Source organism: Paracidovorax avenae ATCC 19860 (assembly GCF_000176855.2).
GTDB classification, from domain to species: domain Bacteria; phylum Pseudomonadota; class Gammaproteobacteria; order Burkholderiales; family Burkholderiaceae_C; genus Paracidovorax; species Paracidovorax avenae.
On record NC_015138.1, the window covers coordinates 4,859,346 to 4,883,794 of the forward strand.

The window sequence follows — 24,449 nt, forward strand, 5'->3', positions numbered from 1 at the left end:
CGTCTCACTCCAAAATCAGGCCGCCGCACTCATCTCGTGGCCGGGGCCGCAGGCCGGGAAAAGAAAACAGAGAGCCGCCGCAGCACGGCGCGCAGGAACTTCAGCAATACCACCAGCAACAGCACCGACAACGCCACCATGCAGGCCAGCGCGATACCGAAGGCCACCGGATGCTGCGTGGCCAGCCAGACCACGACCACGACCAGGCCGTCCTCGAAAAACGACAGCAGCCAGTTGGACACGGGCTCCGGCGACGTGTTGGCGGCGGCCCGCGCGGTCATCTTGGTGGCCAGCGCCGTGGCTGACAGCGAGCCGCCCAGCAGGCCGGCCGCCAGCGCCATTCCCCCGTTGTCCGGGCCGAACACGCCGGCGGCCAGCAGGGCGCCCGCGGGCACGCGGATCACGCTATGCACGGCATCCCACAGGCTGTCGAACCAGGGCACCTTGTCGGCAACGAACTCCACGCACAGCAGCAACCCGCTCACCACGAGCACGGCCGGGTGCTGCAGGATGCGAAGCCCCTCCGGCAACGCCAGCCAGCCGGCAGCGCCCATGCCCCCGACCAGGAATACCACCGCGTAGAGCCGGAAGCCACTGGCCCAGCCGAGCCCCGCGGCCAGCGCCAGCAGGCCCGGCATGTCCAGCGCGCCGGTGGCATGCCGCGCCTGCTCCGCCACGGCCTGGGCCGTGCCCGCATCCACGTGCAGTCCGGCGGCGTGCAGCCACTGGACGATGTGCAGCCAGAGGGCATCCATGGCGGCGGGCCCGCAGGGGCGTCCTCAGTCGCGTGCCGGCAGCCACGCCGGTTTGCGCTTCTGCAGGAAAGCCTGCACGCCCTCGCGCCCCTCGCCGCTCGCCCGGATGTCCGCGATGGCCTCCACCGTCGAGGCGATGAGCGCGTCGTCGATGGGCCGCCCGGCGATGTCCCGCACCAGGCGCTTGCCTGCGGCCACCGCCTGCGGCCCGGCCGCGGCGATCGCCTGCACGATGGCGTCGAGCTTTTCGTCGAGCTGCTCGAAATCCACCACTTCATGCACCAGCCCCACGCGCAGCGCCTCCAGCGCGCCGAAGCGCTCGCCGGTCACGACATAGCGGCGGGCCGCGCGCTCGCCCATGGCCTGCACCACATAGGGCCCGATGGTGGCGGGAATCAGCCCCAGCCGCACCTCGCTCAGGCAGAACGCGGCCGTGTCCACCGCCACCGCCACGTCGCAGGCGGCCACCAGCCCCACGCCGCCCGCATATACATCGCCCTGGATGCGCGCGATGGTCGGCTTGGGGCAATCGTTCAGCGTGCGCAGCATCGCCGCGAGCCGGCCCGCGTCCGCGACGTTCTCCGCGCGCGAATAGTCGGCCATGCGGCGCATCCAGTTCAGGTCCGCGCCCGCGCAGAAGGCGGGGCCTTCGGCCGCGAGCACGATAGCGCGCACATTCTCCTGCCGGCCCAGCGTCTCGAACGCGCGGGTCAGCTCGGCGATGACCTCGTCGCTGAACGCATTGCGCACCTCCGGCCGCGCGAGGGTGACGCGCGCGATCGCTCCGGCCTGGCCGACGTGCAGGTGTCGGTATTCGGTGGTCGTCATGGTGGATTCCTCCTTGTGCTGTCAGGATGGTCGGGCCCGTGGGGCCCTCACATGCGGAAAATGCCGAACTTCGTGTCCTCGACGGGCGCATTGCGTGCGGCAGCCAGGCCCAGCGCCAGCACGCGCCGCGTGTCCGCGGGGTCGATCACCCCGTCGTCCCACAGGCGCGCCGTGGCGTAGTAGGGGTGCCCCTGTTCCTCGTACTGGCGGCGGATCGGCGCCTTGAACGCCTCTTCCTCCTCCATGCTCCAGGTGCCGCCCTTGCCTTCGATGCTGTCGCGCCGCACGGTGGCCAGCACGCTCGCGGCCTGCTCGCCGCCCATCACCGAGATGCGAGCGTTCGGCCACATCCAGAGGAAGCGCGGCGAATAGGCGCGGCCGCACATGCCGTAGTTGCCGGCGCCGAACGAGCCGCCGATGACGATCGTGAACTTCGGCACCGCCGCCGTGGCCACCGCCGTCACCATCTTGGCCCCGTTGCGCGCGATGCCCTCGTTCTCGTACTTGCGGCCCACCATGAAGCCGGTGATGTTCTGCAGGAACACCAGCGGAATCTTGCGCTGGCAGCACAGCTCGATGAAATGCGCGCCCTTGAGGGCCGCCTCCGAAAACAGGATGCCGTTGTTGGCGATGATGCCCACGGGCATGCCCTCGATGCGCGCGAAGCCCGTGACCAGCGTGGTGCCGTAGCGCGCCTTGAATTCGTCGAACTCGCTGCCGTCCACGATGCGCGCGATGATTTCCCGCACGTCGAACGGCTTGCGCGTGTCCACCGGAATCACGCCGTACAGTTCCTGCGCCTCGAACGCAGGCGCCTGCGGCGCTACGGTGCCGGCGGCCGGCGCGCGCTCGCGGTTCAGGTTGCGCACCGCGTGGCGCGCGAGCTGCAGCGCGTGCAGGTCGTTCTGGGCGAGGTGGTCGGCCACGCCCGACAGCCGCGTGTGCACGTCGCCGCCGCCCAGGTCCTCTGCGGTCACCACCTCACCGGTGGCTGCCTTCACGAGCGGAGGGCCGCCCAGAAAGATCGTGCCCTGGTTCTTCACGATGATGGACTCGTCGCTCATCGCCGGCACATACGCCCCGCCCGCCGTGCAGCTGCCCATCACCACCGCGATCTGCGCGATGCCCTGCGCGCTCATCTGTGCCTGGTTGTAGAAGATGCGGCCGAAGTGGTCCCGGTCGGGAAACACCTCGTCCTGGTTCGGCAGGTTGGCGCCGCCCGAATCGACCAGGTAGATGCACGGCAGACGGTTCTGCTGCGCGATCTCCTGCGCCCGCAGGTGCTTCTTCACGGTCATCGGGTAGTAGGTGCCGCCCTTGACCGTGGCGTCGTTGCACACCACCATGCAGTCCACGCCGCTCACCCGGCCGATGCCCGCGATCAGGCCCGCACCCGGCGCCTCGTCGCCGTACATGCCGAGCGCAGCCAGCGGCGCGATCTCCAGGAAGGGGGAGCCCGGGTCCAGCAATTCGCGCACGCGTTCGCGCGGCAGCAGCTTGCCGCGCGCCGTGTGCTTGGCGCGCGCGGCTTCGCTGCCGCCCAGGGCCACCTGGGCCGCGCGGTCGCGCAGGTCCTGCACGAGCACGCGCATCGCGGAGGCATTGGCCTGGAAATCGGCCGAGCGGGGGTTGAGGCGGGATTCGAGGATCATGGCAGGATCAGGGGAGGATTTCAGGCGGTGGCGCGCTCGGTCAGGCCGAGCTGCTCCTTCATGGCGTCACGGATCTTGAATTTCTGGATCTTTCCGGTCACCGTCATCGGGAATTCGGAAACGAACCGGATGTGGCGCGGCACCTTGTAGTGCGCGATCTGGCCCTGGCAGAACGCCCGGATGCCGTCCTCGGTGGGTTGCTCGCCGGGCTTGGCGATGATCCAGGCGCACAGTTCCTCGCCGTACTTCTCGTCGGGCACGCCCACCACCTGCACGTCCTGAACCTGCGGATGCCGGTAGAGAAACTCCTCGATCTCGCGCGGATAGATGTTCTCGCCACCGCGGATCACCATGTCCTTGATGCGCCCGACGATGTTCACGTAGCCCTCGGCATCCATCGTGGCCAGGTCGCCCGTGTGCATCCAGCCCTCCGCGTCGATCGCCTCGCTCGTCTTTTCAGGATCGCCCCAGTAGCCGTGCATCACCGAATAGCCACGCGTGCACAGCTCGCCGGAGCGGCCGCGGGGCACGGGCTCGCCGGAATCCGGGTCGATGATCTTCACCTCCAGGTGCGGCTGCACCAGGCCCACGGTGGAAACGCGCTTGTCCAGCGGCGTGTCCGTGCTGCTCTGGCAGCTCACGGGGCTGGTCTCGGTCATGCCGTAGGCGATCGTGATCTGCTCCAGGTGCATGTCGCTCACCACGCGCTTCATGACCTCGATCGGGCAGGGGGAACCCGCCATGATGCCGGTGCGCAGCGTCGAGAGATCGAACTCCGCAAAGCGCGGATGCTGCAGCTCGGCGATGAACATGGTGGGCACGCCATGCAGCCCCGTGCAGCGCTCGGCCTGCACCGTCTCCAGCACCGCCAGCGGATCGAAGCCGTCGCTCGGATAGACGATGGTGCTGCCGTGCGTCACGCACGCGAGGTTGCCCAGCACCATGCCGAAGCAGTGGTAGAGCGGAACCGGGATGCAGAGCCGGTCTTGCGGCGTGAGGCGCATGCACTCGCCGATGAAGAAACCGTTGTTCAGGATGTTGCGGTGCGTGAGCGTCGCGCCCTTGGGAAAGCCGGTGGTGCCGCTCGTGAACTGGATGTTGATGGGGTCCTGCGCGCCCAGCGTCTTCGCCACCTCGTCGATGCGGGCGTCCTGCGCATCGCCGCGCGCGAGCAGCTGCGAGAACCGCAGCATTCCGGGCTCTTCGGTGCCCCCCTGCCCCGGCGCGTCGATCCACACCACGGTGCGCAGGTGCGGCAGGCGCCGCGCGGCCAGTTGCCCCGGAGACTGCTGGCTCCACTCGGGCGCCAGTTCACGCAGCATGCCCAGGTAGTCGCTGGTCTTGAAGCGGGCCATCGCCACCAGCGCCTTGCAGCCCACCTTGTTCAGCGCGTACTCGACCTCGGCAGTGCGGTAGGCAGGATTGATGTTGACCAGCACGAGGCCCACCTGCGCGGTGGCGAACTGCATCAGCACCCATTCCGCGTTGTTGTGCGACCAGATGCCCACGCGGTCGCCCTTCTGCAGCCCCAGCCCCAGCAGCGCGCCGGCAAGGCGCCGCACCTCGGCATGCAGTTCCGCATAGGTGTACCGCAGACCCTGGTGGCGGCTCACGAGGGCTTCCCGGCCGGGCTGGCGCTCCGCCATGCCGGCGAAGAAATCTCCGAGGGTCTGCTCGATCAGGGGAACGCGGGTGTCGCCGCGCACGTGGCTGGCGGCGGGCGAAAGGACGGACGGATCGGACGTCTGGGTCACGGCATTTGTCTCCTGGTCATGCGGTCTCTGGCGGACCGGCGGCCGGCGGTCGCCGCACATGCAAGACAGCATGCCGGCGGGCACGGCCGCACGGACCAAGCATACGCCTGCGAGCCGCCGCCCGGGCCACCGATCAGGCCACACAGGTTGCAATTCGCGCCACGGAGCCGCACACTTCCTGCATGACGACCAAGCCTCAGGCACCTGCCAGCGCCGCAACGCAGCCAGTGGCAGCCACCCCCATGGCCTTCGTCGATGCCATCGTGCATGCCTATGTCCAGCGCGGCATGAGCCCCGCCAACGCCCTGGCAGCGGCACAAATCCCGCCACGCAGCCTGCAGAATCCGCAGGCCCGCATCACCGCCCTGCAGATGGAGGCGCTGTCCGCCGCCGCCATGCGAGAACTCGACGACGAGGCACTCGGCTGGTTCTCCCGGCGCCTGCCCTGGGGCAGCTATGGCATGCTGGCGCGGGCCTCCATCAGCTCACCCACGCTGGGCATCGCACTGCGCCGCTGGTGCCGTCACCATGCGCTCCTCGCGGACGACATCGGCCTGCACCTGGATGCCGTGGACGGCACCGCCACGCTGTCGCTGTCCGAGCAGAGCGAGCTGGGCGTGCTGCGCGAGTTCTGCACCGTCTCCGTGCTGCGCAATGCCCTCGGGCTGGCCTGCTGGTTCATCGACTCCCGGCTGCCGCTGCTGGATGCGGCCTTTCCGTTCATGCCGCCGCCCCATGCCGCGGTCTATCCACTGCTGTTCGGGGTGGCTCCGCGCTTCGGCGCCCCCCAGGCCCTGCTGCGATTCGACGCCCGCTACCTCGACCTGCCCCTGCAGCGCGACGAGGACGCGCTGCGGCTGATGCTGCAACGCGCCCTGCCCCTCACCGTGCGCCAGTACCGCCGCGACCGCCTGCTGGTACAGCGCGTGCGGCAGGCGCTGGCCCACGCACCGGAGCTGTCCCACAGCGCGCAGACGCTGGCCGCCGCGCTGCACGTCTCGCCCCGCACCCTGCACCGCCAGCTCCGGGAGGAAGGCGCCTCGCTGCAGGCCCTGAAGGACGAGGCCCGCCAACAGCGCGCGCGGGACCTGCTCCAGCGCACGGACAGGCCCGTCAAGGCCGTGGCCCGGGCGGCCGGCTTCGCCAGCGAGAAGAGCTTCATGCGCGCCTTCCGGCAGTGGACGGGGATGTCCCCCACCGCCTACCGGCAGCACCAGCGCGCCTACAGGCCGTAGCAGCGCCTCAGCCCGGCATACTCGTAATACCGGCTGCCGCCCGCATGGCGTGCCCCTTCGCAGGCCGCGGGGAAATCCACCTCCTGCTCGTTGAACAGCATCTTCACCAACACCTTGCCGCCCGCGTCGCGTACCACGTCCCACTGCACATTCGTGGCCATCGGGGAGACATCCTCGCCGCGCCAGGGATTGAGGGCATAGGCATAGGTCTGCGCGCGCGGCACGGGCGTGGAGGCATTGCGCAACCCCAGCCGCGCGGCGAACGGAATCATCACCTCCGCATGGGTGAAACGCAGCCGGGCCACCCGCCCCATCCGGCCCTGCGCGATGCGGCCCACCTCGTCGAAGAAATCCTGCAGCAGCGCCTGCGTGAAACGGGTCGTGACGCCGCCGTACTCGGTCGCGGCCGGCCCCTTGCCGTAGAAATCGTCGATGTCCTGCAGGTACGCGAAGGTCGGCGCATGCTCTGCGGGCATGTACGCACCGAAATCCACGCCGCCGGTCTCCTGCCGCATGCCCGGCGCGATGATGTAGAGCTCGTAGAGCAGCGCTGCCGCGTCCACGGCGCCCTGGATCTTCGTCTTGCCGTCCCCGGTCAGCGTGCTCGTGAAGCGGCCGTCCGCGCTCGCGAAGGTGTGCGTGCCATTGTTGGAAAAGCTGTAGCTCCCGGCATCCAGCCTGTCGATGAAATCCGCGGTGAACAGGCGCTCCAGCACCGCCCTCGCATGGACCCGCACCTCGGGCGTGGCACGCGCAGCAGCCACCTTGGCCGCGGCCTCCGCGCCGTAACCGGCGGCATCCTTGCCTGCCGCGTAGCGCTGGTAATCCAGGCTGGCGGCGAGCACCGCCGCATGCACCGCGGAGCCGTCGGACACCGCATCGCCCGTGGCCGACAGCTTGTGCGGATAGAGCTGGTAGCGATCCACCACGGCAGGCACGATCGCTCCGGCCACGGCAGGCGCGGCTGCAGCCAGGGACGCCGCGAAGAACTGCGAGCTGTCCACCGCCCGGTCCTGCCCGGAATGCAGCACTTCCACCTGCCGTGGCTGCCCCTGGAAGCGCTGCCCGGTAAACAGTTCGGCATCGCGCTGCACCAGCCGCGCCGCCAACTGGCGATGCTCGGCGATGCCCACCTGGGTCAGGTTGCCGTAGCCCGGCGAGCCGATGCCGTCGACGCCCCAGCCCAGCAGGAAATTGGCCCGCATGATCTTCTCGACATCCGGCCCGAGCTGGCGCCCCAGCGGGGTGAGCGCCCCATCGGCCTGCGCCCGCATCCAGAGGTTCAGCACCGCATCGTCGTACTTGAGGCTGGACAGCCCCCGCGAACCATGCCGGGCCACCAGTTCGGCATACACCTTCGAGAAGCCCGGCGGAGGTGCCTCATAGCTGTCAGCAGACTGCCGGGGCTGGTAGGCGGTCTTGGTGGCATAGGCACCCGAAGACGGCACGGGCGTGAAGCTGCCACCACCGCCGCCTCCGCAGCCAGCAAGCGTCAGGGCAAGAAACAGGGCCGGAACGGCCAGGCGGAGCGGAAGACAGGCGGTGGGCATGGCAGAAGGAAAGCTGGCACGAAGCCGGCAAGGCTACGCCCGCCATGCGACAGCCTCATGAACACCGCGGCGCGGCGCCCGGGTCCTGGGCCACCCCGAGCCATGTGCACAGCTCGTCCATCGCGCCGATCACCTCCACCGCCCCGGCCGCCCGCAGGGCAGCGGCGGGGTCATGGCCCCAGGCCACGGGGCTGTAGCCCAGCACGGTGGCACCAGCGGCCACGCCCGCCGTGACGCCCGTCACCGTATCCTCGACGACAAGGCACCGGCCGGGTGGCACCCCCAACGCAGCGGCCGCGGCCAGGTACACGTCCGGAGCCGGCTTGGTGCGGGGCATCTCGTGCCCGCTGAACACGCGCCCCTGGAAGTGCGGCAGCAACCCCACTTTCGAGAGCTGCAGCTCCACCTTGTGCCGGTCGGCGCCGGAAGCACAGGCAATGCGTCCCGACGTGTGGGCATGGGCCGCCTCCACGGCCCGCCGCGCCCCCGGGATGGCCTGCAGCTCCGCAGCCAGGGCGGCATTGCGCCGCTCATAGAAAATTGCCATCCACTCGTCCGTCAGCGGACGGCCCGTCTCCGCCTCGATCCGGGCGGCTTCGCTGCGCACGGCCTTGCCGATGAAGATGCGCATGCACTCCTCGATCGTCAGCGTCCACCCGGATTCCTCCAGCATGGCACGCAGCACGCGGTGGGTGATCGGCTCGCTGTCCACCAGCACGCCGTCGCAGTCGAACAGCACGGCATCGATCGGAGCAAGCGCCCGGAGCCGGGCGGAAGGGGGCAGCGACAGGGCGTCGGAGGGCATGGCAGAGATCCGTTGAAGGTGCGCACCAAAAAAAGCGGCGCCCGCCTGGAGCGCCGCAAAGCACACTCGAATCTACCGCATGCAGGCCTGCCGCCTGCCGGGGCCGGTACCCGATGCGCCGTCTGTCACCCAAAGGGACGGCAAGGCCGCGCGTGGCCCGGGCACCATGAAGCGACCGGCACGGCCTGCCGTGGAAACGCCGCAGAAAGCGGACGCAAGGCATTGTCGGAAGAACGGGGCCGCTTCCGTACCCCACCGGAGGGGGGTTTTTGTTACCCGGCAGCACATCCACAGACGCGGCACCGCGTCGCTGCCAGGCATCGCCGGACGGCGGCCAGACTTCAGGACCTCCCGTCCAGCCAGCGTGCCAGCACGGAATGCAGCGCCTCCGGTACGAGCGGCTTGCGGAAGACGAGGTAGCCATCTTCCTCGGCCTGCGCCAGCGGGGCGGCGTCATATTCGCCGCTGACCATCGCCCCGCGCGCGGACGGAAACCGTTGGAGCAGCGCGCACAGTACATCGAAGCCGCTCTCGCCTCCACCCAGGCGCTGATCGCACAGCACCACATCCGGCGCCCTGCCGGACGCCGCTTGCTCCAGGGCCTGTGCCCCCGTCGCGGCCATCGCGACATGCAGCCCCCAGGACCGAAGCAACTCCGCCACGGCGTGGGCCACCTGTGGATCATCCTCCACCACCAGGCAACTGCCCGACAGCGAGCCCAGGCGCTGCTGCCACGGTGGAAGCGGCACCACCGCCGATCCCGCCGGAGAGTTCGCGCTCCGCGCTCCGGCGTCCACCGCCTCCAACACCAGCCAGAAGCACGAGCCGCGTCCCGGCCGGGATTCGAAACCGTATTCCGCATCGATCAGCCGCGCCGACCGGGCCACCACCGACAGTCCCAAGCCATGGCCAGCGACTTCCTGCGTCCAGCGGGCCTCGCCCCGGTAGAAGGGCGCGTAGATGCGGTGCCGGTCCTCCGGCGGCACACCCGGGCCGGTGTCCCAGACCTCGACGCGCCAGACCCCGCGCCGCATCCGCGCGCCGATCAGCACGCCACCTGCGCGCGTGTAGCGCAGTGCGTTCTGCACCAGGTTGAAAACCATCTGCCTCAGCAGCGCCGCATCGGCACGCACGACAGCCGGGCGATTCCGCGGCAGATAGACCTCCAGCCGCAGGCCGCGATGGCGCGCATCCGGGCCGAACACCGTGGACACGTCGTGCAGCACCTCTGCGAGAGAGACATCCTCCTGCACGACGGCATAGGCCCCGGACTCCAGCCGGGAAAGATCCAGCAGTGCGTTGAAAAGGAAGGTCAGCGAGCGGGCGCAGTCCTGGATCCCCTCCAGCACCGGCACCAGCCGCGCATCGGCATTGCGCTGCTGCGCAGACTCCACCAGCAGTCCCATCGCATGCAGCGGCTGCCGCAGGTCATGGCTGGCCGTGGAAAGAAAGCGGTTCTTCTCCTCCAGGGCGCGCTCGGCCTGCTCCTTCGCGGCCAGGTAGCGCTCGGCCAGCTGCAGGCGCTGGCGCTCCATCTCGACCTGCTGCACGACGAAGCGCCGCGATCCCCACGCATGCCGCAGGATCACTCCGCCATAGAGCACGGTCAATGGCAGCATGGCCTGCCAGCGATCGGGAAAATACCAGACCGCGGCAGCCAGGGTGGGCCCGTAGATCGCCGCGAAGAACGGAAAGAACACCCGTGGATGCGGCGCCAGGAAAGTGGTCCCCACCGCGAGCACCGCGCAAATGACGAGGTACGTCAGCAACCGGAACTCCAGCGGAGCAGCTTGCGTGAGCAGGATGGGAACCGCCCAGCACGCGCCATCCATCGCCGCCATCGCCTGGAAAGCCCCCTCCCAGCGCGGGACCACCACGTGGTCGGGCAACGCGGCATCGCGGCGGAAGCGCCGCAGCAGGAACAGAAGCACGCAGACGAAGACGAGAAAACTTCCCCACCACACCAGCATGTGCGTGGCCGGAGCGCCGTTGCGCGCGTACAGCCAGGTCAGCACACCGGGGATCACGAGGGCGGGAATCTCGGAGGTACCTCCCCGCGATGCGAGCGAATCCAGCAAGCGGCGGCGCACCGCCAGATCGAGCCCGGCACCGGATGCCTGGGCGTCGTCGCTGCCATCGTCGCGCCACGCATCGGGATACAGGCTGTCAGGAGCAGTGGGCATCGTATGGCAATGAGTGGATGAAGGGGCGCGATCAGGACCAGCCGGGGTGGAGCAGGCCGGCATCAGCCGCGCGGAAACTCGCCATCCACGTAGAACCAGCGCCCGCCCTCGCGCACGAAGCGGCTGCGCTCGTGCAGGCGGTGGGCCCGACCGCCCGCGTCGCGCTGGCGCGCCACGAACTCCACCTCGGCCCGGTCCTCACCCAGCGGGCGGTGCGACCGCACCTCCAGGCCGAGCCAGTGCACGCCCGGCTCGAACGCCACCGATGGCGGCCGGTGTTCCGCGGCCCAGGTGGCGCGCAGATAGTCCGCATTCCCCTGCACGAAGGCGGTATAGCGCGACCGCATCAGGCTTTCGGCATCGGGCGCGGGGCAGGTGTCCCAATGGTCGATGTACCTGCCGCAGCAATCCGCATAGGACAGCGGCGTGCGCCGGCTCGAAAGCCGCCCGCAAGGGCACTCGGAAGGGGAGGAAGACAAACGGGACACGGCGACCATCGGCATGGGAACGGGGAGGCATTCTTGCAGATGCCTGCCAATCCGCGACCAATGGCACACTCCCGGTCGGGCCGGCATGCATGCCGGTCCCCTTCATTTCCTGGAGATCGACGATGTGGGCTCTGAGCGTGCCATGGTGGGAATTCATCCTGCGCGGCGTGGTGGTGTATGCATTCCTGCTGACGTTCCTGCGGCTCACGGGCAAGCGCCAGACGGGTCAGTTCGCGCCGTTCGACCTCGTGCTGCTGCTCATCCTGTCGAATGCGGTGCAGAACTCCATGAATGCAGGCGACAACTCGCTCATCGGCGGGCTCATCTCGGCATCCACGCTCATCTGCTGCCACGTGGTGCTGGCCCGGGCCACCTTCCGCTTCCCGTGGCTCGCCCACCTGGTGGACGGCCGCCCCCAGACCCTGGTGGACAACGGCCGGGTGGACCGGCTCCTCATGCGCCGGGAACTGCTGTCCGCGGAGGACCTCGCCGCCGCACTGCGTGCCGGCGGCTGCCTGCACCTGCACGAAGTGGAGCGCGCGACCATCGAGACCAACGGCCAGATCACCGTGGTACTGCGCGAACGCAGCAGCGCCAGTGGCGGAGGCATCGCGGACCGCGGGTGAGCAGCGCACCGCCACGCATCGCAGCCCCCGCAATCCGCGCTCAGGCCAGCGCGCGGGTGATGAGGATTTTCTGCACGTCGCTGGTGCCCTCGTAGATCTGGCACACCCGCACATCGCGATAGATGCGCTCCACGGGAAAGTCATTCACCACCCCGTAGCCGCCCAGCGTCTGGATGGCTGCGCTGCACACACGCTCGGCCATCTCGCTCGCGAACAGCTTGGCCATGGCGGCCTCCTTCAGGCAGGGGCGCCCCGCATCCCGCAGGGCCGCCGCGTGCCAGATCAGCTGGCGAGCGGCTTCGAGCTGCGTGGCGCAATCGGCCAGCCGGAATCCCACGGCCTGGTGCTGGAAGATCGGCTGGCCGAAACTCTCGCGCTCCTTCGCATACTGCACGGCCACATCGAAGGCGCTGCGCGCCATGCCCACGCTTTGCGCTGCAATGCCGATGCGCCCCCCTTCCAGGGCGCCCAGCGCGATCTTGTAGCCCTCGCCCTCGGCGCCGATCCGGTTCTCCACCGGAATGCGGCATCCCTCGAACAGGATCTGCGCCGTATCGCTGCTGTGCTGGCCCAGCTTGTCCTCCAGCCGTGCCACGACGTAGCCGGGGGTATCGGTGGGCACGATGAACGCGCTCATGCCACGCTTGCCGGCCGCGCGGTCGGTCACCGCGATCACGATCGCCACCTGCCCGTTCCTGCCGCTCGTGATGAACTGCTTCACGCCGTCGATGGCGTATTCGTCCCCATGCCGCACCGCCGTGGTACGCAGCGCCGAGGCATCCGAGCCGACATGGGGCTCCGTCAGGCAGAACGCCCCCAGCATCTCGCCGCGTGCCAGGGGCTCGAGCCACCGGCGCTTCTGCGCCTCGCTGCCGTAGCGCATCAGGATCGCATTGACCGGGCAGTTGGTCACGCTGATCGCCGTGCTCGTGCCGCCGTCACCTGCCGCGATCTCCTCCAGTACCAGCGCCAGCGACAGATAATCCAGCCCGGCGCCGCCGTGCTCCTCCGGCACGCAGATGCCATATGCCCCCAGGGCCGCAAGGCCCCGGTGCGCATCGCGGGGAAACAGGTGCTCCTTGTCCCAGCGGGCCGCATGCGGCCACAACTCCGTCTGCGCGAAATCGCGCACCGCGTCGCGGATCATCTCCTGGTCCTGCGTCAACAGCATGTGCTTGTCTCCATATCGTTAGAAGAAAAAAGACGGTGCCGGCCGGATGCAGCATTCCATCGTCATTGCGCCGGACGGTGGATGTCCGGCCGCCGGGCGCCGCGCAACCAGTTCACCAAACGACGTCCTTGCCATATGCAGGGCTTTTCCAAGCAGTGCCACGAAAAAGCGGCCATGGCGAAAGTCAGCGCCAGGGAAAGCGCGAGGCAGACAGGCAAACTCCACCCTTGGCGCAGGCATATTTCCGTGATCGCCTGCTGGATCGGGAAGGCGTAGATATAGACGCCATAGGAGAAATCCTCGCGCGGGAAACCGTTCCATCGCCAGCGGCGCACCCCAGCGTGGGCCAGCCAGAAAGTGCCGGCCGCCACCATCGCCCAGACCCCGACCTGCACCTTCCCCGCTCCGGTGGCGACGGACGCAATCCATGCACCGCAGGCGGCTGCGATCCACATCCACGCATGGGTGCGCACGCGGTACGCCGCAAAGGAGCAGCCCAGCAGGAACAGCACGCCGAGCGCGGAAACCTCGGACGCGCCGAACAACTCGGACAGCCAGGCAGGCACTGCAACACCGGTGCCCATGCGGCGGGCCAGAAACCACCATGCCGCCATCCCCAGCGCCGCCACCGGGAAGATCCAGCGCCGCCGCAGCCCTCCTGCCACGCCGGCCGCCGACAGCAACACGTACATCAGCAGCTCATAGCGGATCGACCACAGCGAGCCGTTCACCGCCCGGGCAAAAGGATTGGATTCGAACACGCCAGGCAGCACCTGCACCGTCGCGATGCCTGCCGCATTGTTGAAGAAATTGAGCCACGTCCCGGGGTGCGTCCAATATTCCGTGGCCGGCAATCGCGTCATGGCCCAACCCACCACGCATACGGAAAACGCGCTCGCAACCACCAATCCAGGAAAGATGCGCGCCACGCGCTTCACCCAGAAAACACCCAGCGCAGGTTCCCGTTCCCAGCTTTGGAAGACCAGGTAGCCGCTGACGAAGAAAAAGCAATAGACCGCCAGCGAGCCCAGTGTGTGGCCAGGAAACGGAACCGGCAGCGTCAACCGGTAGAGGAACTCGCCATGCGACAACAGCACCGCGACGGCAGCCGCCAGCCGGAGCAGATTGAAGCGATTGTCCCCATGGGACACCGGCGCGCTCACGCAGCAACCTCCGCCACTCCGCCAGGGCTGGCACTCACCATTGCATCGCCCTTCTTCCATCGTGGTGCAGCAACCGCCCCCGGTCACCCGGGGTGACGCTCCCCAGCACGGCGCGCATGCGCTCGACACTCTCCGCCACCTCCAGCAGGCCGCCCGCCCCACCCATGTCCGTACGCACCCAGCCCGGGTCCAGCGTGACGAGCGTCGCCTGGGGATAGTCGTGCTGCGCGGCCGCCACGGCCATGTTCAGCGCGGCCTTGCTCGTGCGGTACAGCCACGACCCGCTGTTGGGCACACTGCCGATCAGCGACATCGAGGACGAGAGGAACGCGAACACGCCACGGGCTTCCGCCACCAGGGGCGCCACCTGTGGCAGCGCCTGCATCGCGCCGAGCACGTTGGTATGCATTACCGCATCGAAATCCTCCTGCGTCGGCGGCGTGAGTACTCCAGGTCGGCGGATCACGCCGGCCACATACAGCGCAAGGCCGATCTTCTCGCCATCGAGCTGCCAGGCCAGGCCGCTCACGCTGGCCGGCCGGGCGACATCCACCGTCAGCACCTCGGCGCCCAGCGCACCCACGCGTGCGCGTCCGGCCTCATCGCGCACCGTCGCGATCACGCGCCGTCCTGCCTCGCGGTACTGGCGCACGAACTCCAGGCCGATGCCTCGCGACGCCCCGATCACCAGCACCGGATGGCGGGAGCGATCCTCCGACACGGAAGCGCTCACACCAGTTCGATCGCCATGGCCGTGCCTTCGCCACCGCCGATGCACAGCGTCGCCAGCCCGCGCCGCTTGCCGCGCGCCTTCAGCGAATGGATCAGGGTCACGATGATGCGCGCCCCGCTCGCGCCGATCGGATGCCCCAGCGCACAGGCTCCGCCGTTCACGTTCACGATGTCGTGCGCTACGTCCAGCTCCTTCATGAGTGCCATGGGCACTACCGCAAAGGCTTCGTTCACCTCCCAGAGGTCCACGTCCTGCACGCTCCAGCCTGCCTTGGCCAGCGCCTTTTGCGTGGCGCCCACGGGCGCGGTGGTGAACCAATTGGGCTCCTGCGCATGCATGGCATGGCCCGCAATGCGCGCGATCGGAACGGCGCCGAGACGGCGGGCCGTGGACTCGCGCACCATCACCAGCGCCGCGGCGCCGTCGTTGATGCTCGAGCTCGATGCCGCAGTGATGGTCCCGTCCTTCTTGAACGCCGGCTTGAGCGCCGGAATCTTGTCCAGCCGCACCTTGCCCGGCCCCTCGTCCACCGACACCACCGTCTCGCCGGCACGCGTCTTCACCGTCACCGGCGCAATCTCGGCCGCAAACGCGCCGGATTCCGTCGCGGCCTTCGCGCGCTGCACGCTCGCCACGGCAAATGCATCCTGCTGTTCGCGGGTGAATCCGTACTTCGCCGCGCAGTCCTCGCCAAACGTTCCCATGGAGCGCCCAGGCTCGTAGGCATCCTCCAGCCCGTCGAGCATCATGTGGTCGAAGATGCGGTCGTGGCCCAACCGATAGCCGCCGCGGCCCTTCTGCAGCAGATAGGGCGCATTCGTCATGCTCTCCATCCCGCCGGCCACGATCACTTCGTGCGCTCCTGCGAGGAGCATGTCGTGCGCGAACATCGCGGCCTTCATGCCCGAGCCGCACATCTTGCTCAGCGTGACGGCTCCGGCGCTCTTGGGCAGCCCGCCCTTGAACCCGGCTTGGCGGGCAGGCGCCTGCCCCTGCCCCGCCATCAGGCAATTGCCGAACAGCACTTCGCCGACGCTCTCCGGTGCGATGCCCGCGCGCTCCACGGCCGCACGGATCGCCACGCCCCCCAGGTCATGGGCGGCCAGGCCCGAGAAATCGCCCTGGAAAGCCCCCATGGGCGTGCGTGCGGCGCCGATGATGACGATGGGATCTTGCTGCATTCGGAGTCTCCTGTGAAATGTGTGGGTCCGGGTCAGGGAAGAACAGCGCAGCGGGCAGGCCCGGCCGCGCCGCGCGGCATGGGTCAGGCCGGCGAGCCGGCGCCGAAGCGCCGCTCGGGGTCATAGGGAAATACGTCGTACATGTGCCCGGCCTGTATGCGCTCCTTGTGCGACTGCCAGAAGACCGGATCGAGCAGGTCCGCGTGGTGGCGCATGAACACCTCCCGCACGGCATCGTTGCCCAGCAGGAAAGGGCCGAAGGTTTCGGGAAACACGTCGCGCGGCCCCACGGCCCACCAGACCTCTCCCGAAAACTCGTCCTCTTCATTGCGCGGGGCCGGCACCTTCCGGAAATGGCAATCGGTGAGGTATTCGATCTCGTCGTAGTCGTAGAAAACGACCTTGCCGTTGCGGGTGACGCCGAAGTTCTTCCAGAGCATGTCGCCGGGAAAGATGTTGGCAGCCACCAAGTCCTTGATCGCGTTGCCGTACTCGACCACGCTGCGCTCCATCTGCTGCCGCGCGCGCACGTCGTGCGGCCCGGCATCGAACGCCTCCTGCAGATAGATGTTCAGGGGAATCATGCGCCGCTCGATGTACACATGCTTGAGGATCACCTCGACATTCCCGTCGCCGTCGCGGTCGCTGATCTCCAGCTGGCTGGGCGCGAACTTCTCGATCTCGGCGATCAGATCGTCCTCGAAACGCTCGCGCGGAAAAGCCACCTCGCTGTATTCCAGCGTGTCCGCCATGCGGCCCACCCGGTCATGCTGCTTCACCAGCAGGTACTTGCCCTTGATCTGCTCCCGCGTGGTGTCCTTCTGCGGCGGGTAGTAGTCCTTGATGACCTTGAAAACGAACGGGAACGACGGCAGGTCGAACACCAGCATCACCATGCCCTTGATACCAGGCGCGATGCGGAAACGATCGCTCGAATAGCGCAGGTGGTGCAGGAAGTCCCGGTAGAAGAGCGTCTTGCCCTGCTTGGCCAGCCCCAGGGCGTTGTAGAGCTCCGCCCGCGGCTTGCGGGGCATCAGGCTGCGCAGGAACTGCACATACGCGCTCGGTATCTCCATGTCCACCATGAAATAGGCCCGGGCGAAGCTGAACAGCATCTGCAGGTCGTCCTCGCCGAACAGCGCCGCGTCGATCACGTAGCGGCCATCGGCCCCATGCAGGATGGGCAGCGCGAAAGCGATTTCCTGGAACCCGTTGATCACCTTGCCCACCACGTACGCGCCCTTGTTGCGGTAGAACAGGCTGGACAGCACCTGGATCTGGAAATTGGCGCGCCATTTCGCCGGCCCGAGCCGGGGACGCATCACGTCCGCCACGCGCGCCGCGTCGCGCGCAAGGTCCTCGAACTCGCCCTGCAGCTGGAAGTTGTCCACGACGCGCACCAGCGTCTCCTGCAGCGTGTCCGGCGAAGGGTAGTAGGCCCGGTAGGTCGGCCGCGCCCCGGGCTCGTCGTTCTCGAGATACTCCGTGCTGATGGCTGGTCGCACGAAAATGAAGTCGTTGTGGAAGTGCGTTCGGTGCAGGATCTTGGTCGTGACCGAATTGAAGAACGTCTCGGCCAGCTCGGGTTGCCGGTGCCCCACCAGCAGGCCGATGTAATGCAGCTTCACCTGGTACCACACGTCCATCGGCTGAGCCCCTGCTGAAAACTCCTTCTCGAGCCTGCGCACGCACTCCTTCACGCGCAGGTCGTAGAACTCGATGCGCTCGCGCTGCGCGCGTTGCTGGCTCGACCAGTCGGACGTTTCGAAGCGGTGCTTCGCGCGCGCCGACTCGGCACGGAACAGCCGGTAATGGCGATTGAAGCCGTCCATCATCGCCTGCGCGATGCCGTATGCGGCCGGAGAATCGAGACGCCGTGGGAACATGGCTGGTTGCTCCATCGACACGTTGCGGAAGATGGTGTCCTAGCCCCGCAGGCGGTTGGCCACGCCCTGGATCGCTGCCTTGTACACGGAATCCAGTCCCTGGATACCCGACACCGTCATGTGGAGGTTGTTGATCAGCCCGTCCTTGAGGCCGTAGCACCAGCCGTGCAGCGTCACCTTCTGCCCCCGGCCCCAGGCATCGGCCATCACCGTCGTCTGCGCCACGTTCACCACCTGCTCGATGGCATTGAGCTCGCACAGCACGTCGAGCTGCAGGTCCGCCGGCGTGGCGGCGATCAGTTCCTTGTGGCGGTCCCGGACATCCTTCACGTGGCGTATCCAGTTGTCGGCCAGCCCCACGCGAACGCCTTCCAGCGCCGCACGCACACCGCCGCAGCCATAGTGGCCCACGACCATCAGGTGCTCCACCAGCAACTGGTCCACCGCGTACTGGATGGTCGAGAGGCAGTTCAGGTCCGTGGGCACGACCACGTTCGCGACGTTCCGGTGCACGAACACCTCGCCCGGCTCCAGCCCCGTGATCTGGTTGGCCGGCACCCGGCTGTCCGAGCAGCCCACCCACATGTACCGGGGCTTCTGCTGCGCCATCAGCTCCGTGAAAAAGCCAGGGCGCTCCCGTTCCATCCGTGCGGCCCACGCGCGGTTGTGGACGAACAGTTCATCGATGCTGGGAGCGGTCATCAGGCTTCTTTCTGGAGCGTTGTACAAAAGTCAGGCGGTCTCGGCAAACAGTTCCCGGCCGATCAGCATGCGGCGGATCTCGCTGGTGCCGGCGCCGATCTCGTAGAGTTTCGCATCCCGCCAGAGGCGGCCGAGCGGGTACTCGTTGATGTATCCGTTGCCACCGAAGATCTGGATGCCCTCGCCGGCCATCCATGTCGCCTTCTCCGCGCACCACAGGATGACCGAGGCACAGTCCTTGCGCACCTGCCTAACGTGCTCCGTGCCGAGCATGTCCAGGTTCTTGGCCACGGTGTAGGCGAAGGAGCGCCCCGCCTGGAGCACCGTGTACATGTCCGCCACCTTGCCCTGGATGAGCTGGAACTCGCCGATGCTCTGGCCGAACTGCCTGCGGTCATGGATGTAGGGCACCACGTTGTCCATCACGGACTGCATGATGCCCAGGGGGCCACCAGTGAGTACTGCGCGCTCGTAGTCCAGCCCGCTCATGAGCACCTTCGCTCCGCCGTTCACCTGGCCAAGCACCTGGGAGACTGGCACCTCCACGTTTTCGAACACCAGCTCCCCGGTGTGGCTGCCCCGCATGCCCAGCTTGTCGAGCTTCTGCGCAATGCTGAAGCCCTTCATGCCTTTCTCGATCAGGAAGGCAGTGACGCCGCGCGCCCCCAGTTCCGGCTCGGTCTTGGCATAGACCACCAGCGTATCGGCGTCCGGGCCGTTCGTGATCCACATCTTGCTGCCGTTGAGCAGGTAGTAGCCGCCCTTGTCTTCGGCCCTGAGCTTCATGCTGATCACATCCGAACCCGCGCCGGGCTCGCTCATGGCCAAGGCGCCGACATGCTCGCCGGACACCAGCTTCGGCAGGTACTTGCGCTTTTGCTCCTCGGAGCCGTTGCGGTGGATCTGGTTCACGCACAGATTGCTGTGGGCACCGTAGGAGAGCCCCACCGACGCGCTGGCGCGGGAAATCTCCTCCATCGCCACCATGTGGGCGAGGTAGCCCATCTGCGCACCGCCATAGGCTTCGGAGACCGTGATGCCCAACACTCCCAGCTCGCCCATCTTGCGCCAGAGATCCATCGGAAACTGATCGTCCCGATCGATCTCTCCGGCGCGGGGCGCAATCTCGGCCTGTGCGAACTCCCGCACGGCATCGCGCAGCGCATCGATGTCTTCACCCAATTGAAAGTTCAGTCCGGGCAACGAGGAAATGCTCATAGGGTTGTCTCCTTGAAGGGGTGGCAAAGGCTGCCTTCGGCGTGCCTGCGGCCAAAGCCTGCAGCACAGCAGGCGCAATGACGTTTACGTAAACGTCAATTATGGAGCATTCCGGCCCTTGCTGGATTTCTCCACCTTGGAGAGCAGCGATCGCGCCTCCCTTTCGTGTTCCCGGATCTCATCGAGGTTGGCCTGCAGATCAGCCATCTGTTCTTCCAATTGCTGTCGATGGCTTGCCAACACATCCAGGAACTTCCTCAACTGCACGCCGGTATCCCTGGGGCTGTCATACAGGTCGATGATGGATTTGGCTTCCGCCAGCGAGAGGCCCAGCCGTTTCGCACGCAGCGTCAATCGCAGTCGCGTGCGGTCCCTGGCAGAGTAGATGCGCGTGCGGCCTCCCGGCCCGGAACGTTCGGGCTGGAGCAGCCCCATGTCTTCATAGAAGCGCATCGCACGCGTCGTGAGGTCGAACTCTTTGGCGAGATCGCTGATGGTGTAAGTGACGGCCATGAACAGGGACAACAGGATGTGGAGACAGCAAGGTGCACGCATCGCCTCAGGTTGACGCACACGTCAATCGTACCGTAGCCCCAACCAAAGCCTGTTGCGGATGTGCCGCTCCCCCCGGACGCACACGCGCCAGGCCGGCACAAAAACCACCATGGAATCAAAAAAAGGAAAACTGCTTGGCCGTCCGAAAACGGGGTCCACGTCATTGCGACGTGCAGCGGCTGCCATGCGCGTGAAACGCAGCGGCTTGAAAGCAAAAAAGCAAAACGCCCTCAGACCGATGAGGATCTGAGGGCGGCTTGGGCTGTAGGAGCCTGACGATGACCTACTTTCACACGGGAACCCGCACTATCATCGGCGCAAAGTCGTTTCACTGTCCTGTTCGGGATGGGAAGGAGTGGGACCAACTTGCTATGGTCATCAGGCATAAAGGGTTGCTATCGAGCCTTTGTGGGGCTGGACGGCGAATTCATAGAGCAAATCAGCTTGTGTGTTTGATTGCGTCACTTGGCATAACAACCTTGACGGTGTTGTCAAAGTTATAGGGTCAAGCCGCACGAGCAATTAGTACTGGTTAGCTTAAGCGCTTGCACGCCTTCCACACCCAGCCTATCAACGTCCTGGTCTTGAACGACTCTTCAGGGGGCTCAAGGCCCCGGCAGATCTCATCTTGAAACGAGTTTCCCGCTTAGATGCTTTCAGCGGTTATCTCTTCCACACTTAGCTACTCGGCAATGCCACTGGCGTGACAACCGATACACCAGAGGTGTGTCCACTCCGGTCCTCTCGTACTAGGAGCAGGCTTCCTCAAATCTGCAGCGCCCACGGAAGATAGGGACCAAACTGTCTCACGACGTTTTAAACCCAGCTCACGTACCTCTTTAAATGGCGAACAGCCATACCCTTGGGACCGGCTACAGCCCCAGGATGAGATGAGCCGACATCGAGGTGCCAAACACCGCCGTCGATATGAACTCTTGGGCGGTATCAGCCTGTTATCCCCAGAGTACCTTTTATCCGTTGAGCGATGGCCCTTCCATACAGAACCACCGGATCACTATGTCCTGCTTTCGCATCTGCTCGACTTGTCAGTCTCGCAGTTAAGCACGCTTATGCCATTGCACTATTAGCACGATGTCCGACCGTACCTAGCGTACCTTCGAACTCCTCCGTTACGCTTTGGGAGGAGACCGCCCCAGTCAAACTGCCTACCATGCACTGTCCCCGATCCCGATAAGGGACCTAGGTTAGAACCTCAAACGCACCAGGGTGGTATTTCAACGTTGGCTCCATGAGAACTAGCGTCCTCACTTCAAAGCCTCCCACCTATCCTACACAGATCCGTTCAAAGTCCAATACAAAGCTACAGTAAAGGTTCATGGGGTCTTTCCGTCTTTCCGCGGGGAGATTGCATCATCACAAACATTTCAACTTCGCTGAGTCTCAGGAGGAGACAGTGTGGCCATCGTTACGCCATTCGTGCAGGTCGGAACTTACCCGACAAGGAATTTCGCTACCTTAGGACCGTTATAGTTACGGCCGCCGTTTACTGGGACTTCAATCAAGAGCTTGCACCCCATCATTTAATCTTCCAGCACCGGGCAGGCGTCACACCCTATACGTCCACTTTCGTGTTTGCAGAGTGCTGTGTTTTTATTAAACAGTCGCAGCCACCGATTTTTTGCAACCGCTTTGGGCTCCCTTTGTACAAGTTCACCTACTTGCGGCATACCTTCTCCCGAAGTTACGGTATCAATTTGCCGAGTTCCTTCTCCTGAGTTCTCTCAAGCGCCTTAGAATACTCATCTCGCGCACCAGTGTCGGTTTGCGGTACGGTCGTGTGTAGCTGAAGCTTAGTGGCTTTTCCTGGAAGCAGGGTATCACTCACTTCGTCTGCAAGCAGACTCGTTATCACCCCTCATCTAAGCCCGGCGGATTTGCCTACCAGGCACGACTACAGGCTTGAACCAACATATCCAACAGTTGGCTGAGCTAACCTTCTCCGTCCCCACATCGCACTACACATCGGTACAGGAATATTGACCTGTTTCCCATCAACTACGCATCTCTGCCTCGCCTTAGGGGCCGACTCACTCTACGCCGATGAACGTTGCGTAGAAAACCTTGCGCTTACGGCGAGGGGGCTTTTCACCCCCTTTAACGCTACTCATGTCAGCATTCGCACTTCTGATACCTCCAGCATCCGTTACCAGACACCTTCACAGGCTTACAGAACGCTCTCCTACCACGCACAGTAAACTGTGCATCCGCAGCTTCGGTAACTGGCTTAGCCCCGTTACATCTTCCGCGCAGGACGACTCGATCAGTGAGCTATTACGCTTTCTTTAAATGATGGCTGCTTCTAAGCCAACATCCTGACTGTTTTAGCCTTCCCACTTCGTTTCCCACTTAGCCAATTTTAGGGACCTTAGCTGGCGGTCTGGGTTGTTTCCCTCTTGAGTCCGGACGTTAGCACCCGGTGCTCTGTCTCCCAAGCTCTACTCTTCGGTATTCGGAGTTTGCCTTGGTTTGGTAAGTCGCCATGACCCCCTAGCCAAAACAGTGCTCTACCCCCGAAGGTAATACTTGAGGCACTACCTAAATAGTTTTCGGAGAGAACCAGCTATTTCCAAGTTTGTTTAGCCTTTCACCCCTATCCACAGCTCATCCGCTAGTTTTGCAACACTAGTCGGTTCGGACCTCCAGTACCTGTTACGGCACCTTCATCCTGGCCATGGATAGATCACTTGGTTTCGGGTCTACACCCAGCGACTGGACGCCCTATTCGGACTCGATTTCTCTACGGCTTCCCTATTCGGTTAACCTTGCCACTGAATGTAAGTCGCTGACCCATTATACAAAAGGTACGCAGTCACCCTTGCGGGCTCCTACTTTTTGTAAGCATGCGGTTTCAGGATCTATTTCACTCCCCTCCCGGGGTTCTTTTCGCCTTTCCCTCACGGTACTTGTTCACTATCGGTCGATGATGAGTATTTAGCCTTGGAGGATGGTCCCCCCATATTCAGACAGGGTTTCTCGTGCCCCGCCCTACTTTTCTCTAGCTCAGTACCACACGTCTGTTTTCACATACAGGGCTATCACCTACTATGGCCGGACTTTCCATTCCGTTTTGTTAACAGTCGTGCTATCACTAGAAGGCTCCTCCGATTTCGCTCGCCACTACTTTCGGAATCTCGGTTGATGTCTTTTCCTCGAGCTACTGAGATGTTTCAGTTCACCCGGTTCGCCTCGCATGACTATGTATTCATCATGCGATACCTCTTGCGAGGTGGGTTTCCCCATTCAGAAATCTCCGGATCAAAGCTTATTTGCCAGCTCCCCGAAGCTTATCGCAGGCTATCACGTCTTTCGTCGCCTATCATCGCCAAGGCATCCACCACATGCTCTTAGTCACTTGACCCTATAACTTTGACATCTCTTGCGAGACATCTCCGCTTTCTTTCAAGGACTTGCGAGGTCTTTCACCTCGCGCGTTATGCCGTAATGTGAATTCTTCTTCGGTATTGCTACCTAGAGAACAATTCGTCATTACTGAACTTCAATCAGCTTTCGCTCAATTGAATATTCGTTTTGACGCAATCAAATTTTTGTTGCCGACGGCACGGTGCAGTTTCCTGCTTTCCGCCGGCAACGCTGATTCGACTCTATGAATTTTTAAAGAACAGCCGATTGACCCGGTCTATACCGGACCAACAACAAAGAGGCCTCTTGCGAAGCCGCTTTGGTGTTAGTTTCTTTGCCCTACCACAGGACATATTGGTTGGTGGAGGATGACGGGATCGAACCGACGACCCCCTGCTTGCAAAGCAGGTGCTCTCCCAGCTGAGCTAATCCCCCACTGATCCTCGCATCTTATGTTCGGAAGATTTGGTGGGTCTAGTTGGGCTCGAACCAACGACCCCCGCCTTATCAAGACGGTGCTCTAACCAGCTGAGCTACAGACCCATGTCGGTTAGCACCGACTTCTTCCAACAACCGATAAGTG

The 24,449-nt window shown here is 65.1% G+C and carries 18 protein-coding genes, 2 tRNA genes and 2 rRNA genes; 2 read left to right on the top strand and 20 right to left on the bottom strand.

Features of this window, described 5'->3' with window-relative positions; all coding sequences use genetic code 11:
* Positions 1-29 precede the first annotated feature (29 nt).
* The 4 genes from ACAV_RS21070 to ACAV_RS21085 are packed head-to-tail and all read right to left on the bottom strand — an operon-like array spanning position 30 to position 4,989.
* Entirely contained in the window at positions 30-755 is a 726-nt protein-coding gene (locus ACAV_RS21070; protein WP_013596608.1) for a DUF4126 domain-containing protein, read from the bottom strand.
* Between the two features lie 24 nt (positions 756-779).
* On the bottom strand, positions 780-1,583 hold the full coding sequence (locus ACAV_RS21075; protein WP_013596609.1) for an enoyl-CoA hydratase/isomerase family protein: 804 nt from the start codon (positions 1,581-1,583) through the stop codon (positions 780-782).
* A 47-nt stretch (positions 1,584-1,630) separates the two neighbouring features.
* A complete protein-coding gene (locus tag ACAV_RS21080; protein WP_013596610.1) occupies positions 1,631-3,235 on the bottom strand; it encodes a carboxyl transferase domain-containing protein in 1,605 nt (534 codons plus the stop codon).
* 20 nt (positions 3,236-3,255) lie between these two features.
* Positions 3,256-4,989, bottom strand: coding sequence for an AMP-binding protein (locus tag ACAV_RS21085; RefSeq protein WP_013596611.1), 1,734 nt, complete (start codon positions 4,987-4,989; stop codon positions 3,256-3,258).
* 182 nt (positions 4,990-5,171) lie between these two features.
* Here ACAV_RS21085 and ACAV_RS21090 point away from each other — a divergent pair, with 182 nt between their 5' ends.
* A complete protein-coding gene (locus ACAV_RS21090; RefSeq protein WP_013596612.1) occupies positions 5,172-6,224 on the top strand; it encodes an AraC family transcriptional regulator in 1,053 nt (350 codons plus the stop codon).
* Here ACAV_RS21090 and ACAV_RS21095 read toward each other — a convergent pair.
* The 4 genes from ACAV_RS21095 to ACAV_RS21110 all read right to left on the bottom strand — a co-directional run bounded on the left by ACAV_RS21095 (position 6,212) and on the right by ACAV_RS21110 (position 11,265).
* On the bottom strand, positions 6,212-7,774 hold the full coding sequence (locus ACAV_RS21095) for a histidine phosphatase family protein (protein WP_013596613.1): 1,563 nt from the start codon (positions 7,772-7,774) through the stop codon (positions 6,212-6,214). The genes ACAV_RS21090 and ACAV_RS21095 overlap by 13 nt on opposite strands.
* A 55-nt stretch (positions 7,775-7,829) precedes the next feature.
* Positions 7,830-8,579 carry an HAD family hydrolase gene (locus ACAV_RS21100; RefSeq protein WP_013596614.1) on the bottom strand — a complete coding sequence of 250 codons (750 nt, stop codon included), beginning with the start codon at positions 8,577-8,579 and terminating at the stop codon, positions 7,830-7,832.
* Positions 8,580-8,920: 341 nt separating this feature from the next.
* Positions 8,921-10,762, bottom strand: a complete 1,842-nt coding sequence (locus ACAV_RS21105; RefSeq protein ID WP_013596615.1) for an ATP-binding response regulator — start codon at positions 10,760-10,762, stop codon at positions 8,921-8,923.
* Between the two features lie 62 nt (positions 10,763-10,824).
* Positions 10,825-11,265 carry a YchJ family protein gene (locus ACAV_RS21110; RefSeq protein ID WP_013596616.1) on the bottom strand — a complete coding sequence of 147 codons (441 nt, stop codon included), beginning with the start codon at positions 11,263-11,265 and terminating at the stop codon, positions 10,825-10,827.
* A gap of 107 nt (positions 11,266-11,372) precedes the next feature.
* Here ACAV_RS21110 and ACAV_RS21115 point away from each other — a divergent pair, with 107 nt between their 5' ends.
* Positions 11,373-11,876 carry a DUF421 domain-containing protein gene (locus tag ACAV_RS21115; RefSeq protein ID WP_013596617.1) on the top strand — a complete coding sequence of 168 codons (504 nt, stop codon included), beginning with the start codon at positions 11,373-11,375 and terminating at the stop codon, positions 11,874-11,876.
* Between the two features lie 40 nt (positions 11,877-11,916).
* Here the strand turns inward: ACAV_RS21115 and ACAV_RS21120 are convergent, their stop codons facing one another.
* The 12 genes from ACAV_RS21120 to ACAV_RS21175 all read right to left on the bottom strand — a co-directional run bounded on the left by ACAV_RS21120 (position 11,917) and on the right by ACAV_RS21175 (position 24,409).
* Positions 11,917-13,047 carry an acyl-CoA dehydrogenase family protein gene (locus ACAV_RS21120; protein ID WP_013596618.1) on the bottom strand — a complete coding sequence of 377 codons (1,131 nt, stop codon included), beginning with the start codon at positions 13,045-13,047 and terminating at the stop codon, positions 11,917-11,919.
* A gap of 62 nt (positions 13,048-13,109) precedes the next feature.
* A complete protein-coding gene (locus ACAV_RS21125; RefSeq protein WP_013596619.1) occupies positions 13,110-14,210 on the bottom strand; it encodes an acyltransferase family protein in 1,101 nt (366 codons plus the stop codon).
* Between the two features lie 34 nt (positions 14,211-14,244).
* Positions 14,245-14,943, bottom strand: a complete 699-nt coding sequence (locus ACAV_RS21130) for an SDR family oxidoreductase (RefSeq protein ID WP_244875497.1) — start codon at positions 14,941-14,943, stop codon at positions 14,245-14,247.
* On the bottom strand, positions 14,940-16,124 hold the full coding sequence (locus ACAV_RS21135) for an acetyl-CoA C-acyltransferase (RefSeq protein WP_013596621.1): 1,185 nt from the start codon (positions 16,122-16,124) through the stop codon (positions 14,940-14,942). Before ACAV_RS21135 ends, ACAV_RS21130 begins: the two co-directional genes overlap by 4 nt.
* 83 nt (positions 16,125-16,207) lie before the next feature.
* Entirely contained in the window at positions 16,208-18,010 is a 1,803-nt protein-coding gene (gene aceK / locus ACAV_RS21140; RefSeq protein ID WP_013596622.1) for a bifunctional isocitrate dehydrogenase kinase/phosphatase, read from the bottom strand.
* A gap of 39 nt (positions 18,011-18,049) precedes the next feature.
* Complete coding sequence (can, locus tag ACAV_RS21145) at positions 18,050-18,712, bottom strand: carbonate dehydratase (protein ID WP_013596623.1); 663 nt, start codon at positions 18,710-18,712, stop codon at positions 18,050-18,052.
* 30 nt (positions 18,713-18,742) lie between these two features.
* On the bottom strand, positions 18,743-19,930 hold the full coding sequence (locus tag ACAV_RS21150; RefSeq protein ID WP_013596624.1) for an isovaleryl-CoA dehydrogenase: 1,188 nt from the start codon (positions 19,928-19,930) through the stop codon (positions 18,743-18,745).
* A gap of 99 nt (positions 19,931-20,029) precedes the next feature.
* Complete coding sequence (locus tag ACAV_RS21155) at positions 20,030-20,443, bottom strand: MerR family transcriptional regulator (RefSeq protein WP_013596625.1); 414 nt, start codon at positions 20,441-20,443, stop codon at positions 20,030-20,032.
* Positions 20,444-20,755: 312 nt separating this feature from the next.
* Positions 20,756-20,868, bottom strand: a 5S ribosomal RNA gene (gene rrf / locus ACAV_RS21160).
* Positions 20,869-20,986: 118 nt separating this feature from the next.
* Positions 20,987-23,864, bottom strand: a 23S ribosomal RNA gene (locus tag ACAV_RS21165).
* A gap of 361 nt (positions 23,865-24,225) precedes the next feature.
* Positions 24,226-24,301, bottom strand: a tRNA-Ala gene (locus ACAV_RS21170).
* Between the two features lie 31 nt (positions 24,302-24,332).
* Positions 24,333-24,409: transfer RNA gene (locus ACAV_RS21175), tRNA-Ile, on the bottom strand.
* Positions 24,410-24,449 lie beyond the last annotated feature (40 nt).